The organism is Pseudomonas sp. GW821-FHT05H12, from assembly GCF_059419385.1.
In genome coordinates this window covers 119,106-132,535 of sequence record NZ_JBWKRS010000001.1, presented here as the reverse complement: position 1 = coordinate 132,535, position 13,430 = coordinate 119,106, and the positions used below count along the sequence as shown (strand labels likewise).

At 60.6% G+C, this 13,430-nt stretch carries 11 protein-coding genes and 1 pseudogene; 8 read left to right on the top strand and 4 right to left on the bottom strand.

Annotated elements, in window-relative coordinates:
- Positions 1 to 12: 12 nt before the first annotated feature.
- The gene (locus tag AC07SU_RS00550; RefSeq protein ID WP_494995835.1) at positions 13 to 894 is read right to left on the bottom strand and encodes a LysR family transcriptional regulator; all 882 of its coding nucleotides are present in this window, start codon (positions 892 to 894) and stop codon (positions 13 to 15) included.
- A 77-nt stretch (positions 895 to 971) separates the two neighbouring features.
- Between AC07SU_RS00550 and AC07SU_RS00545 the strand changes: the two are divergent.
- The 7 genes and pseudogenes from AC07SU_RS00545 (at position 972) to AC07SU_RS00515 (ending at position 9,408) form a co-directional block, all read left to right on the top strand.
- Positions 972 to 1,894, top strand: a pseudogene (locus AC07SU_RS00545) (DMT family transporter).
- Positions 1,895 to 2,137: 243 nt separating this feature from the next.
- On the top strand, positions 2,138 to 3,214 hold the full coding sequence (gene hppD / locus AC07SU_RS00540) for a 4-hydroxyphenylpyruvate dioxygenase (RefSeq protein WP_178920785.1): 1,077 nt from the start codon (positions 2,138 to 2,140) through the stop codon (positions 3,212 to 3,214).
- A 209-nt stretch (positions 3,215 to 3,423) separates the two neighbouring features.
- Positions 3,424 to 3,987 carry a fimbrial protein gene (locus AC07SU_RS00535; RefSeq protein ID WP_494995834.1) on the top strand — a complete coding sequence of 188 codons (564 nt, stop codon included), beginning with the start codon at positions 3,424 to 3,426 and terminating at the stop codon, positions 3,985 to 3,987.
- A gap of 92 nt (positions 3,988 to 4,079) precedes the next feature.
- Positions 4,080 to 4,871 carry a fimbrial biogenesis chaperone gene (locus tag AC07SU_RS00530; RefSeq protein ID WP_494995833.1) on the top strand — a complete coding sequence of 264 codons (792 nt, stop codon included), beginning with the start codon at positions 4,080 to 4,082 and terminating at the stop codon, positions 4,869 to 4,871.
- Between the two features lie 33 nt (positions 4,872 to 4,904).
- Positions 4,905 to 7,559 carry a fimbria/pilus outer membrane usher protein gene (locus AC07SU_RS00525; RefSeq protein ID WP_494995832.1) on the top strand — a complete coding sequence of 885 codons (2,655 nt, stop codon included), beginning with the start codon at positions 4,905 to 4,907 and terminating at the stop codon, positions 7,557 to 7,559.
- Positions 7,560 to 7,576: 17 nt separating this feature from the next.
- Complete coding sequence (locus AC07SU_RS00520; RefSeq protein WP_494995831.1) at positions 7,577 to 8,662, top strand: fimbrial protein; 1,086 nt, start codon at positions 7,577 to 7,579, stop codon at positions 8,660 to 8,662.
- Positions 8,659 to 9,408: a fimbrial biogenesis chaperone gene (locus AC07SU_RS00515; RefSeq protein WP_494995830.1), complete on the top strand. Its 750-nt coding sequence runs from the start codon at positions 8,659 to 8,661 to the stop codon at positions 9,406 to 9,408. Before AC07SU_RS00520 ends, AC07SU_RS00515 begins: the two co-directional genes overlap by 4 nt.
- A gap of 7 nt (positions 9,409 to 9,415) precedes the next feature.
- Here AC07SU_RS00515 and rarD read toward each other — a convergent pair whose 3' ends face one another.
- From rarD to AC07SU_RS00500, 3 genes are all read right to left on the bottom strand, one after another.
- A complete protein-coding gene (gene rarD / locus AC07SU_RS00510; protein ID WP_176996043.1) occupies positions 9,416 to 10,297 on the bottom strand; it encodes an EamA family transporter RarD in 882 nt (293 codons plus the stop codon).
- Between the two features lie 253 nt (positions 10,298 to 10,550).
- On the bottom strand, positions 10,551 to 11,558 hold the full coding sequence (locus tag AC07SU_RS00505; protein WP_176996044.1) for an aldo/keto reductase: 1,008 nt from the start codon (positions 11,556 to 11,558) through the stop codon (positions 10,551 to 10,553).
- A gap of 81 nt (positions 11,559 to 11,639) precedes the next feature.
- Positions 11,640 to 12,542 (bottom strand): LysR family transcriptional regulator, encoded by a 903-nt coding sequence (locus tag AC07SU_RS00500; RefSeq protein ID WP_494995829.1) that lies wholly within the window; start codon positions 12,540 to 12,542, stop codon positions 11,640 to 11,642.
- Between the two features lie 99 nt (positions 12,543 to 12,641).
- Here AC07SU_RS00500 and AC07SU_RS00495 point away from each other — a divergent pair, with 99 nt between their 5' ends.
- Positions 12,642 to 13,346 carry an SDR family oxidoreductase gene (locus AC07SU_RS00495; RefSeq protein WP_176996046.1) on the top strand — a complete coding sequence of 235 codons (705 nt, stop codon included), beginning with the start codon at positions 12,642 to 12,644 and terminating at the stop codon, positions 13,344 to 13,346.
- Positions 13,347 to 13,430: the final 84 nt, after the last annotated feature.

Below are 13,430 nucleotides of genomic sequence, written 5' to 3'. Positions count from 1 at the left end.
AGCTCGCCTTAGCTAAATCACCGACGAATAGTCCAGGCTTTGTGCCGCCCGGATAAATGCCAGCGCAGCGGGCGAGGATTGCCGTCGGTCCAGCACCGCCAGCCCGATACTGCGCGCAACGGCCGGCACCAGCGGGCGCTGCACGTAACGCGGGTCTGGAGTGAGTGGCAGCGACGCTTGCGCCACCACTGTCACCGCTTCGCCACGGCTGACCACGTCCAGCGTGCTCAGCAACTGCGCGCAGCGGTAGCGCACATTCGGCGTGAGGCGGGCCGTGTTGAACAGGCGCGACACCAATTCCGAGGAGCCGGCCTCGGTCAAAATGAACGGATCGGCGCACAAATCCTTCAAGGCCAGGGCAGGGCGCTTGGCCAAGGCGTGGTTGGCCGGTAGCAGAGCGACCATTTCGTCCGTGAACAGGTGGAAGGTGTCATAGCGCTCCTGCTCCAGCACCACAAAACCAATGTCGATCCGCCGCTCATCCAACCACTGTACAACCTGCCGGTCAGGGCCTTCATCGATGTGCACCTCGATGCCCGGATAATCCTGATGAAACCGCGCCAGGATGCGCGGCAACAAACGAATGGACGATGTCGGGCCGAACGAGCCGATGCGCAGCGTGCCGCGCTTGAGGCCCCGGGCATCGGCGGCTTCCTGCTGTAAGGTGTCCGCCAGGCCCAGCATGGCCCGCGCGCGCAACAGCAACTGCGCGCCGATATCCGTGAGTTCGACCTGGGATTGGTGACGCCGGAACAGGTCCACACCCAGCTCCTGCTCAAGCCCCTTGATGGCATGGGACACCGCCGATTGGCTGATACCCAGGCGATGGGCTGCGCTGGTGAAGCCTTGCAGCTCGGCCACGAGAGAGAAGATTTCAAGCTGGGTCAGGGTCATGAGCAAAGACTCATTTTACGATGATCTGTGATTACAAGAAGAATACGCCAATCCCTTCGTAACCGAGCATTGCCTTGATGAGTGATTCTTCCGACCACGTTACCTATCTAAAGCTAGCCGCCGTCACTATGGTCTGGGGCGGCACCTTTGTGGCGGGTCGCTTCCTGGCGGGTGCGATTGACCCACTGCTGGCCTCCAGCCTGCGTTTCCTCCTGGCCAGCGTGGCACTCCTGCTGTTCATGGCTTGCGCGCGTATTCCCCTCGTGCGCCCCAACCCTGGGCAACTTCTGCGGCTGGCGCTGCTCGGGTTCTTCGGCATCTTTTTCTACAACCTGTGTTTTTTCTATGGCCTGCAGTACATCAACGCGTCCCGGGCATCGTTGATCGTGGCGTTGAACCCCGCCGTGATTGGCTTGGCGTCCTGGCTCCTGTTCAAGGAGCGGCTGGGTGCGAACAAGGTCGCGGGTATCGCGCTGTGCCTGGGCGGAGCCGCAACGGTCATCGTCAGCCGAAACCCGCAGCTGCTGCTGGGCGCAGCCCAGGCCTGGCGCGGGGATCTGCTGATTTTCGGCTGTGTGGTGGGGTGGGCGTCTACTCGTTGTGTTCCCGGGAACTCAACAAGGCTTTAGGCCCGTTGCAAACCGTCACCTGGTCAGTGTTGCTGGGAACCCTGATGCTGACGCTCGCCAGCCTGATCATGGGCCGGTTCACGTTTGCGGCGTTCAATGCGATCCATACGCCCCAACTGCTGAGCCTGCTTTATTTGGGCGTACTGGGATCCGCCGTGGCCTATATCGGCTACTACGACGGCATCCGGCGTATCGGCGCAACGCGCTCCGGCGTGTTTATTGCGCTCAACCCGCTGACGGCCGTGATCTGTGGCGCGTTGTTGTTGGACGAACACCTCACCCAGGCGATGCTGGTGGGTGGTGCGTTGATTCTGCTGGGCATCTACCTGTGCAATAAACCCCTTGCACGGGCCAGGGCAATGGGGATTTGATAAGAGTACGGACAAACACTGTTACGCTGTGTAGAATCGATTTACGCATACAAGAATATGGACTTGCGCTCACGCAAGCCTAGGCCGTCAGAGACTGATGACACCATGAAGCTACTCGGCTCCCCCCTCATCTTCGGTGACTTCCTCGCCCGCAGCGTGCGAGGCCTTTCCTGTGCGCCACCCTGCAACCTCATCCTTGCGCGCAAATAACACTGTTTATTACAAGAATGATGAGGTGCCACCATGGCAGACCAATACGAAAACCCAATGGGCCTGATGGGCTTTGAATTCATCGAGTTCGCCTCGCCAACGCCAGGCACCCTGGAGCCGATTTTCGAGATCATGGGCTTCACCAAAGTTGCGACCCACCGTTCCAAGAACGTGCACCTGTATCGCCAGGGCGAGATCAACCTGATCCTCAACAACGAACCCGACAGCCTCGCCTCCTACTTTGCGGCGGAACATGGCCCGTCGGTGTGTGGCATGGCGTTCCGCGTCAAGGACTCGCAAAAGGCTTACAACCGCGCGCTTGAACTGGGCGCCCAGCCCATTCATATCGAAACCGGCCCGATGGAACTCAACCTGCCGGCGATCAAAGGCATTGGCGGTGCGCCGCTGTACCTGATCGACCGTTTTGGCGAAGGCAGCTCGATCTACGACATCGACTTCGTCTACCTCGAAGGCGTGGAGCGCAACCCGGTCGGCGCGGGCCTTAAAGTCATCGACCACCTGACCCACAACGTCTATCGCGGTCGCATGGTCTACTGGGCCAACTTCTACGAAAAACTGTTCAACTTCCGTGAAGCGCGCTACTTCGACATCAAGGGCGAATACACCGGCCTGACCTCCAAGGCCATGAGCGCTCCGGACGGCATGATCCGCATCCCGCTGAACGAAGAGTCGTCCAAGGGCGCCGGGCAGATCGAAGAGTTCCTGATGCAGTTCAACGGCGAAGGTATCCAGCACGTGGCATTCCTCACCGAAGACCTGGTCAAGACCTGGGACGCGCTGAAGAAGATCGGCATGCGTTTCATGACCGCGCCACCGGACACCTACTACGAAATGCTCGAAGGCCGCCTGCCGAACCACGGCGAGCCGGTCGACCAGTTGCAGGCACGTGGCATCTTGCTGGACGGCTCGTCCATCGAGGGTGACAAGCGCCTGCTGCTGCAGATCTTCTCGGAAACCCTGATGGGGCCGGTGTTCTTCGAGTTCATCCAGCGCAAAGGCGACGATGGCTTCGGCGAGGGTAACTTCAAGGCGCTGTTCGAGTCGATCGAGCGTGACCAGGTGCGTCGTGGTGTGTTGACCACCGACTGAGTCAGTTTTTGTTTCACATCAGCCCGGTCGAGCCCAAGCTCGACCGGGCTTTTTTATGCCTGCTCTCCACGTCGGAAACCTCTTAAAACATTTGCCTCCTTCGGCGTTGGAACGCCTCTTTGACGGTCGGCCACCCAGTACTACAACGCAAATAACAGTGTCATGCGTTGTTTCAGACGACTCCGTCAAATATTAGGGAAAGCATTAGCATGAAAAAATACACACTGGTTGCAGCACTATTGGCCATTTCCGGATTCTGCGCCGGTTCGGTGTTCGCAGCTGATGGCACCATCACGATCACCGGCGCGATCACCGGGACCACCTGCACCATCAGTGGCGGTACCGGCGCGGCGCCGGGGTCGGGGGCCAACTTTCCGGTAGTCCTTCCAACGGTACAGTCCTCCGCCCTCGCGTCGAATGGCGCCACCGCCGGGAGCAAGGCCTACGCTATCTACGTCGGCGGCAATGCCACCTGCCCGAATGGCACCAAGGTCGCCGTCTTGTACGAAGCCACCAGCCCAGCGATCAACCCGGCCACTGGCAACCTGAAAAACATGGCCAGCGCTACACCGGCGACCAACGTTGAAGTGCAAATCGTCGATGCGGCTGTCAATAAACCGATCGACTTGCGCGCCAGCCAGGACTCCACGCCGGCTACCGTCACTGGCGGCATCGCGACCTTGCCGTTCCAGGCACGCTACATCGCCACAGGTGGCGCTGCCGGTAGAGGCCTGGTCAGCACCAACGTGCAGTACAGCGTGACGTTCCCTTGATCCATCCCCGTTGATACCACAGCCATTTGTCGTTTGAAGCCTGCGCCCGGCCGTGTCTGGGCGCAGGCAGCTATCGGATCAAGGAACGCGTCATGCTTCATCCATCAAGCACGTTGAAACGCTACATGATGCTGACAGCCCTCTGCGTGGCTGCGATATCCGTGTCACCGCCGGTCGTGGCCGGCGTGATCATTGAGGGGACGCGCCAGATCTATCCGCAACAACGCCGTGAAATCACCGTTCGGCTCACCAACGACGATAAGAAAAGACCTCGCCTGGTACAGGCATGGCTGGATGACGGTTCGCCAGGTCAGCAGCCGGAATCCAGCGACGTGCCTTTCACCTTGTCACCTCCGGTTTTTCGCCTGGACTCGGGCAAAAGCCAGGCCATGCGTTTGTCGTACACCCAGCAACCGCTTGCGCAGGATCGAGAGTCGCTGTTCTGGCTGAATGTGCTGGAGGTCCCGCCCAAGACCGATGAGTTCGATGTAGCCCGTGAGGACAGCGACCTCAACCAGTTGAATTTCGCATTTCGTATTCGCACAAAGGTTTTTTTCCGCCCGGCAGGACTGGCCGGCACACCCGAAGAGGCACCCTCCCAGTTGCGTTGGGCCGTTGTTCAGAGTGCTCGAGGGTCGATGCTGAGGGTACACAACCCATCCGCTTACCACGTCACGTTCAACGATGTTGCGCTGGTAATGGGCACCGACAAGGGCGCCCGCAGGGTAGAAGTCGAACCCGGCATGGTCGCGCCTGGCCAGTCGATGGCATTGCCCGTGCGCCAGGCGGTGGCGGTGGTGCCTGTCGATGCCCAGGTGGCGTTTACCTACATCAACGATTTCGGTGCTTTCTCGCCCCTGCAGCAGGTTGCCTTGCGGCGATGACCACTCCCATCCGAGCTTACTGAAGTCATGACCATGCCAAATCACGTCCAGCTTTGGGTGCGCGTCAACGCCCCCGTGTTGCCTGCAAAGTTTCGAAAAACGCTAGTGGGCGGGTTGCTCAGCGCAGCGCTGATGCCGCCCGATATCGCCTGTGCATCGCCCTTGAGTTTTGACCTCAACGCGTTTTCTTCCAGCCTAGCCAATACTGTCGATACGTCACGTTTCAGTACCAGCAATGCCATGGTGCCAGGCACTTATCGCCTGGATATGCTGGTCAACGGTCAACCGATAGGACGGCGCAGCGTCAACTTTGTAGCCGGCAATGACAGTGCAGGTGCAGAGCCGTGCTTCAGTCGCGAGATGCTGGAGCAACTCGGCATCGCGATGGACAAAGTCGACGCCGATACCGCTTATCGGGACGCTGCGCAGCCGTACTGCGGAGATCTGGGCCGTTGGATTCCAATGGCCTCCAGCAGCGTCGACGGCGGCACGCTGGAATGGTCGGCGAGCGTCCCGCAGGTCTACATGAACCAGGCGACGCGCGGTTATGTCGACCCCGCGTTCTGGGATGACGGGATCACTGCCGGGTTGCTCAACTACAACTTCAGCACCTCCAGCATCGTGTCGGGCGAAGGGCAGGACCGGACCTACCTGGGGCTCAACGCGGGCCTCAACCTCGGCGCGTGGCGCCTGCGGCATCAAGGTGCCCAGGCCTGGGACAATGGTAACGGCTTGCAGCCTTACCAGAATACGTCCACCTACGTGCAACGCAGCATTGCGTCATTGAAGTCCCAATTGACCGTGGGTGACACGTTCAGCAACGGGCAAATCCTGGATGGGGTTCGCGTGCGAGGCGTCACCCTGGCGACGGATGACCGCATGCTGCCGCAGTCCCGGCAAGGTTATGCCCCAGAGGTGCGGGGCGTGGCAGACAGCAATGCAACGGTGACGGTCAGCCAGAACGGTTACACGCTGTACGAAACAACGGTAGCGCCCGGGCCGTTTGTAATCAGCGACCTGTATGCCACAGGCCAGGGCGGTGACCTGACGGTCGCCGTGACCGAAGTCGACGGGCGTCGCAAGACGTTCGTCGTACCGTATTCGGTGGCACCCCAGCTGTTGCGGGCCGATGGCACGCAATACAGCGCCACGTTGGGACGGGTACAGCAACGGGGTATTGCCGATGACAAGGCGATGGTCTTCCAGGGAACACTGCAACACGGCCTTACGGATAGCCTGACAGCCTACGGCGGCGGTACTGTTTCCGAAGGCTACACCCAAGCCAAGTTGGGCCTCGCATTCAGTACCCCGATCGGGGCGTTTTCCGTGGATGGCAGCAATTCAAGCACGAATGTGCCCGGCGGCGACTTGCTCTCGGGGCACAGTTACGGTGTGGGGTACAACAAAAGCGTGCCGTTCACCGGCACCCATTTTGCACTCGGGGCCTACCGATTCTCCTCGCAAGACTACTTGAGCCTGCCCGATGCGCTGAACGTTAGAGACCTGGGGCGACGGGGCGAAGACATCAATCAATATGCCCGGCAAAAAAACCGTGTGGACCTGAGTATCAGCCAGAAGTTGGGAGAGGGTTCGCTCACCCTCTATGGCAGTTCAGTCGAATACTGGAGGCAACAGCAAGGGCGTCAGACGTCGTTTACGGTCAGCTATGGCTCATCCTGGAATACCCTCAATTGGAACGTTTCCGCACAACGCTCGCGTATACAGGACACGCGCCAGCTCAGTAACAACGAACTCAGTGATGAAGTGTTTTTCGGCAGGAATGGGCGGCAGGGAAGGGTGGACACGCGCTACATGCTGACGCTGTCCATGCCGATCGGCAGTTCAGCCAAGGCTCCCAGCATCTACACCTCGCTTTCGCGCGACGCGGGCGACACGCGTGGCAGCCAGCAACAGGTCGGCATCAGCGGTTTGGCCGGGGAGCATTCCGAGGTCAATTACGGGCTCTCGGCCAGCCGCTCGACCAGCGATGACACGCGTAGCCATCAGGTCAATACCTACGCCGGCTACCGCACCGACGCCACGCAATTGCGTGCCGGTTACGGCCAGAGCCGGGACAGTTCACAGGTATCGTTCGGCGCCGACGGTGGGGTATTGGCTCACGCGGGCGGTGTCACGTTCTCTCAAAGCCTGGGCGAGTCCTCTGCCTTGGTCCATGTTCCCGACGCAGAGGGCGCAGCACTGGGCGATGGCAGCGGTACGCGAGTCAACCGCAGCGGCTATGCCGTTGTGCCGTCACTCCGGGCGTTTCAAAACAACACCGTCAGCATTGACCCGGAAGGGATGTCGATGGACGTCGAGCTGCAGGAGTCGACGCGCACTGTGGCGCCGACGCTGGGGGCGGTGTCTCTGCTGACGTTCGAGACGGTCAGCGGGCGTGCGGTGGTCATCAAGGGCACGCAGGAAAACGGCCGGCCCTTGCCATTCGCAGCGCAGGTGTTCGATCAACAAGGGCGTGAAGTCGGCGTGGTTGGGCAGGCCGGCAAGGCATTTGTCCGGTCGATCCCGGACCGCGGCAGCCTGACCGTCAAATGGGGTGAAAAGGCCACCGATCGCTGTGATATCAGCTATGAAATGCCGCCACAGGCCGCAACCGAGCCGCAAAACATGAGTGAGTACATCCAAGGGCTCTGCGTAAAGAGTCCGGCACGACAGGTAGCAGCTCAATGACAAAGGGGCAAACGTTGATGAATCGCTCGAAACAATACCCGACAAGCAAGCGTGAGACGCTCATGCGCCGTTTGACACGCATTGGCGTCCTGCTGGGCAGCGGGTGTTTGGCGGCAGAGGCCTATGCGGTAGCCGGCTACTGCACCCCCCAAGGCGCTCCGCCGATTTCAATTGCGCCCATCACGATTCCTGTCAACCCACAGGTGGGGCAAGCGCTGGGTTCGCAAGACGGTTACGGGTTTCAAAACGGGCAAACCGTGATGCAATGTGTGTATCAGGATTGGCCCTTCTATCAGACGGTTTCAGCGGTGATGAGTATCGCCAATGTGAATTACGCCGGCAGGACGTTCAACGTCGCAGGCCTGGCGTTGCCGGTTTACAGCACGGAAGTGGCAGGCGTGGGAATCGCCATGATGGCCCGCGATCCGAACCGCCCGTGGGCGGCAATCAGTCAAGCCGGGGCTACGTTGTGGACGGGTAAAAACCAAAAGCCAAATGGTTGGGGCCTCGAAGGCCGTATTTACTTAGTGGTCACCGGCCCTATATCTCCCGGCAGTATCACGGCGCGTACGCTCGGGCATTACGTGGTGACAAACATGACGATTCAAGCGCCGGGTTTTCATGCGGTCAATCTTTCCAGCGTCGTTATCAACCCACCACTCAAACCGACATGCAGTGTCACTACACCGGCAATCAGCTTGCCATTGGGCCAAGTCGCAAGCCGTGATTTCATGGGGGCGGGTAGCCACGCCGGCAACGCGACGTCCAACCTCAGGCTGTCGTGCGCCGGTGGTTCAGGCGGTGCGCGGGACATATTCGTGACGGTAACCGACCAGACATCACCGGCCAATCGCAGTAATCAGTTGTCACTCACCCCGGCGTCTGGTGCAAGCGGCGTGGCGATTCAATTGTTGAGCGGGAATCGATTGATCAGTTACGGCCCGGACTCCTCGACAGTGGGCAACCCAAATCAATGGTTTGTGGGCAGCTCCGGTAATGGCACGGTGCAGATTCCGTTGACGGCCCGTTACGTCCAGACCGCGCCGTCCATTGGTCCGGGCAGTGCCAATGGCCTGGCGACGTTTACGATGAGCTACCGATGACTGTCAGCACGCGCAAGGTGTTGCTGGCGTGGGCATGGCTACTGATGATGTTGCAGCCTTCAGTGAGTTACGGCGAAGTGACGGTGGACCGTACCCGCGTCATTTACCCTGCGGCCGCGCGCGAAGTGACGGTCAACCTGACCAACACTGCGCAGGCGCCGCGCTTGGTCAAAGTGTGGATAGACGAGGGTGACGTCGAGGCGTCCCCCGAAGCCAGCGACGTTCCATTCACGCTCAACCCACCGGTGTTTCGCATGGAGGCGGGAAGCGGGCGGGCGTTACGGGTGCTCTATCATCCGTCACCCCGGGCATTGAAGCGCGAGGAACAGGTTTATTGGTTGAATGTGCTGGGGATACGGCCAGAGGCTTCATCCACGGCGCAGGGGAGCACCCTGCAATTTGCGTTTCGCACCCGCATCAAACTCTTCCTTCGCCCCGCCAGCCTTAAAGGGAAAGCCAGTGAGGCCGTGAATTCGTTGCGGTGGCAATTGAATGCGCGGGAGGGTGGGATCGTGGTAGACAACCCGACGGATTACCACATCACGTTATCGAGCATCTTGTTAACGAGTGGGGGGAAGGATTTTCAAAGCGAGGACCCGCCGATGATCGCCCCTCGGAGTACCGCCAAGGTGGCCCTGCCGGGGCTGCCCGGTGCTGCGGATCGGGCACCCACGTTACGCTTCACGACACTGGATGATAACGGCGCCACTCAACACCACGAGGCGTCCTTATCGATAGCCGAATAACGTGTCTTCAGGCTTTGCGCTGGCGCACCAGGTGCTTGAACCCTTCATACACCAGGACCATCACTGCCAGCCAGATCGGAATATAGGTAAACCACTCGCCGCCCTTGATCCCTTCACCCAGGATCAACGCGACACCCAGCAACAGCACGGGCTCAACGTAGCTCAACAGGCCGAAAAGGCTGAATGCCAGCAGCCGGCTGGCAATGATATAGCTCACCAGGGCCGAAGCACTGATCAGCCCTAGCATGGGGATCAACGCGTAGAGTTTCGGGTGGGCATCCATCACCGCAAAGCCCTGTTCGCCACTCTGCACGAACCACCAGGCCACCGGCAGCATCAGTGCCATGTCCAGCCAGAGGCCACCCAAGTGGTCGGTCTTGAGGTGTTTGCGCACGATGAAGTAAACCGGGTAACCGATGATCACCACCAGCGTCGCCCAGGAAAAACCACCGGCCTGGTACAACTCGTTGAGCACGCCGAGGGCCGCGAGCACCACGGCGATCTGCTGCAGGTACGAAAGCCTTTCGCCCCACACCAGGCGGCCTGTGAGCACCATGGTCAACGGCAACAGGAAGTATCCCACCGACACATCGAGGCTACGCCCGTTCAGGGGCGCCCACATGAACAGCCACAACTGCACGCCCAGCAAGGCCGAAGACACCAGCACGCCACCTATCAACACAGGTCGCTGGGCCAGCATCCGCAGCAACTCCCACACCCGCCGCCATTCGCCACTGACGATCATGAACACCGTCATGCACGGCACGGTGAGCAGCATGCGCCAGCCGAAAATCTCCAGGCCACTCAAGGGCGTGAGCAATGATGTGAAGTAATACATCACGGCAAACAACACCGAGGCCAAGACCGATAACACAACACCTTTAGACACACTGTCCTCGCGAAAAACGATTGATTCAGAAGAACGTGGATTATGGTGCTTTTGGCGGGACAGCGGTGCGCTGTTTTGGGGCGGTTTCCAAAATTTCCCCGCCCGTACCGATCTGTAGTGAGCGGGCTTGCCCCGCGCGGCGGTGTGCCAGGCGCCCCATGCTTACCTGACACACCACCCGCGGTATACCGGGCGCCCTATACTCGCCTGACACACCGCCGCGCGGGGCGAGCCCGCTCACTACAACGAGGTGTCAGCGAGGCAGGCGGCCGCTGACAAAGTGGCTGACGTCGTTGAACCCAGGCGTAGACGAATGCCCCGGCGTGACCAGCGAATCGATAAACGCTTCATCCTCCGCCGTGATCTTCACGTCCAACGCGCCGGTGTAGGCGTCCCATTGCGCCTCGGTACGCGGCCCCACAATCGCCGAGCTCACCGACTGATTGTTCAGCACCCACGCAATGGCAAACTCCACAATCCCCACGCCACGGCCCTGGGTGTATTGCTGGATCTGCTGGGCAATGCGCAGCGACTCCACACGCCATTCGGTTTCCAGGATGCGTTTGTCCTGGCGCGCCGCGCGGCTGCCGGCTTCCGGTGTGACATCCGGTGCGTACTTGCCGCTGAGCACGCCACGGGCCAACGGGCTGTAAGGCACCACGCCCAGGCCGTACGCGGCAGCGGCGGTGATCTGTTCGACCTCGGCCTGGCGGTTGACGATGTTGTACAGCGGTTGGCTGATGATCGGCCGATCCACCCCCAGGCGCTCGGCCACCCGCACCACCTCGGCAATACGCCAGCCACGGTAGTTGGACAGGCCCCAATAGCGGATCTTGCCCTGGCGAATCAGGTCGCCAATCGCCGACACCGTGACTTCCAGCGGCGTGTTGTGGTCTTCGCGGTGCAGGTAATAAATATCCAGGTAATCGGTATCGAGGCGCGTCAGGCTCGCTTCGAGTGCATTAAAAATGCGCTTGCGGCTCAGGCCGCTGCGGTTGGGCAAGCCGTCGGTGGGGCCGATGGCGACTTTGGACGCCAGCACCCAGTCTTCACGATGGCGGGCGATGGCCTCGCCGACGATTTCTTCGGAACGTCCACCGGTGTAGACGTCGGCCGTGTCGATAAAATTGATGCCCTGGTCCCAGGCCTTGTCGATGATGCGCAGCGAGTCTTCAGTGTTGGTCTGTTCGCCAAACATCATGGTGCCCAGGGTCAGCGCGCTGACCTTCAACCCGGACTGGCCCAATGTGCGGTAAATCATGGAAAGCTCCTCGTGGCAGGGAAACGTGCTCCATGCAATACCAGAGTCGAGGGCTCTGGAACAAGCCCCGAAGCGGTTTCTTCATTCATTGAGCAAGGCGTGGCAGCGCACCTGCAAGAACTGGTGTAACACCTTGACCCGCTCCGACACTTGCAGGCGATGCGGGCACATCAGGTTGAACGGCGTGGGCTCGCCTTGCCATTGCGGCAGCAACGGCACCAGGCGTCCGGCCTGGATGTCCCGGGCCACATCCAGGTTGGCCTTGTAGGCAATCCCGTGGCCAGCCAGCGCCCAGCGCCGCACGATTTCACCGTCGTCGCTGAGGTAGTCGCCACTCACCTCGACCTCGTGCAACTGTGCGCCCTGGCGAAAATACCAGGTGTTATTGGCCTGGCCCCGGCGCATGTAACGCAGGGTGCTGTGGTGCGCCAGGTCGGCTGGCTTAAGCGGCGTGCCATGCCGTGCAAGGTAGTCAGGGCTGGCGCAAGGGATGCGATGGTGGCCTGGCACCACCGGCAGCGCCACCAGGCTGGAGTCACGCGGCACGCCAAACCGCAGGGCAATGTCCACGGTGTCGCGGAACAGGTCGGCATTACTGTCGTTGAGCAGCAACTGCAGGCGAATGTTCGGGTGTTCCCGCTTGAACTCATCCAGCCAGCCCAGCAGCACGTTACGCCCGAAATCCGAGGGCGCCGCCAACTGCAACAAACCGCTGAGGCTCTGGCCCTGTTGCTTGATCGCCTGTTCGCCTTCGGCCAGCGCTTCCAGGGCCACGCGCACGCTGTCGAGGTAGCGCCGGCCTTCTTCGGTGAGGCGCATGCTGCGTGTGGAGCGGGCGAGCAAGCGAATACCCAGGCGGGTTTCCAGGCGCTTTAGGGCGATACTTGCGGCTGCTGGCGTCAGGTTGAGGCTACGCGCCGCGGCCGAGAGGCTGCCCGTGTCCGCCGTGCGCACAAACACTTCAAGGTCAAGGGTCGAGCTCATTTGTAAAAATCCTTTAAAGATCTTGTCGTTTTACCGGGATTTTTCGCCGATTGCCAAGCTGGGAAGATGAACGCTCAATTCTCGATCAGGACATTTCCCATGACAGCTTCCCTCAACGGCAAAACCGTCATCGTTATCGGTGGCAGCAGCGGCATTGGTGCAGCGGTGGCCAAGGCCGCGTCAGCGCGGGGTGCGCAGGTGGTATTGGCCGGGCGGCGGTTGACCTCCGGTGTCGACAACGGGGTGCGCAGTGAGCCGGTCGACGTCACTGACAGCGCCTCATTGCAGCGCCTGTTCGAGGCGGTGGGGCGCTTTGATCACCTGGTCTATACCTCCGGCCCTTCGGTACGTGCCAAGCCCTTGAGTGAAACCGACCTGGACGAAGCCCAGGAGAATTTCAATGTGAAACTCTGGGGTTCGCTGCGGGCGATTCAGTTGGCCCTGCCATTTCTCGATGCCCACGGCAGCATCAGCCTGACCTCGGGCCAGTTGGGGCGTAAGTTTGCGCCCGGTCAATTCATCAAGACTGGCATCAATGCGGCAACCGAAGCGTTGGGCAAACAATTGGCCAAGGAGCTGGCACCGCGTCGCGTCAACGTAATCAGCCCAGGTGTGATTGATACACCGGCGTATGCGGGGTTGGCGGAAGATCAGCGTCAGGCGATGTACGCCAAGGCGGGCGGCGCGTTGCCGGTGGGTCGTGTGGGGCAGGCCGAGGAAGTGGCAGCAGGGTACGTGCTGGCCATGGAGAATGGATTCATGACCGGTGCCGTGATCGATGTCGACGGCGGCGGCCTGCTGTAAACACCACCTAAGGGTGGATTGCTGTAAACACCCTACCTTGTAGGAGCCCGGCTTGCCGGCGATGGCGATCTCACTGCCACCATC

Coding starts and splice junctions, on each gene's coding strand:
- AC07SU_RS00525 (WP_494995832.1), top strand. CDS start 4,905: ATGCCAAATCACGTCCAGCTTTGGGTGCGCGTCAACGCCCCCGTGTTG.
- AC07SU_RS00500 (WP_494995829.1), bottom strand. CDS start 12,542: ATGAGCTCGACCCTTGACCTTGAAGTGTTTGTGCGCACGGCGGACACG.
- AC07SU_RS00535 (WP_494995834.1), top strand. CDS start 3,424: ATGAAAAAATACACACTGGTTGCAGCACTATTGGCCATTTCCGGATTC.
- AC07SU_RS00530 (WP_494995833.1), top strand. CDS start 4,080: ATGCTTCATCCATCAAGCACGTTGAAACGCTACATGATGCTGACAGCC.
- hppD (WP_178920785.1), top strand. CDS start 2,138: ATGGCAGACCAATACGAAAACCCAATGGGCCTGATGGGCTTTGAATTC.
- AC07SU_RS00520 (WP_494995831.1), top strand. CDS start 7,577: ATGAATCGCTCGAAACAATACCCGACAAGCAAGCGTGAGACGCTCATG.
- AC07SU_RS00515 (WP_494995830.1), top strand. CDS start 8,659: ATGACTGTCAGCACGCGCAAGGTGTTGCTGGCGTGGGCATGGCTACTG.
- AC07SU_RS00495 (WP_176996046.1), top strand. CDS start 12,642: ATGACAGCTTCCCTCAACGGCAAAACCGTCATCGTTATCGGTGGCAGC.
- AC07SU_RS00550 (WP_494995835.1), bottom strand. CDS start 894: ATGACCCTGACCCAGCTTGAAATCTTCTCTCTCGTGGCCGAGCTGCAA.
- AC07SU_RS00505 (WP_176996044.1), bottom strand. CDS start 11,558: ATGATTTACCGCACATTGGGCCAGTCCGGGTTGAAGGTCAGCGCGCTG.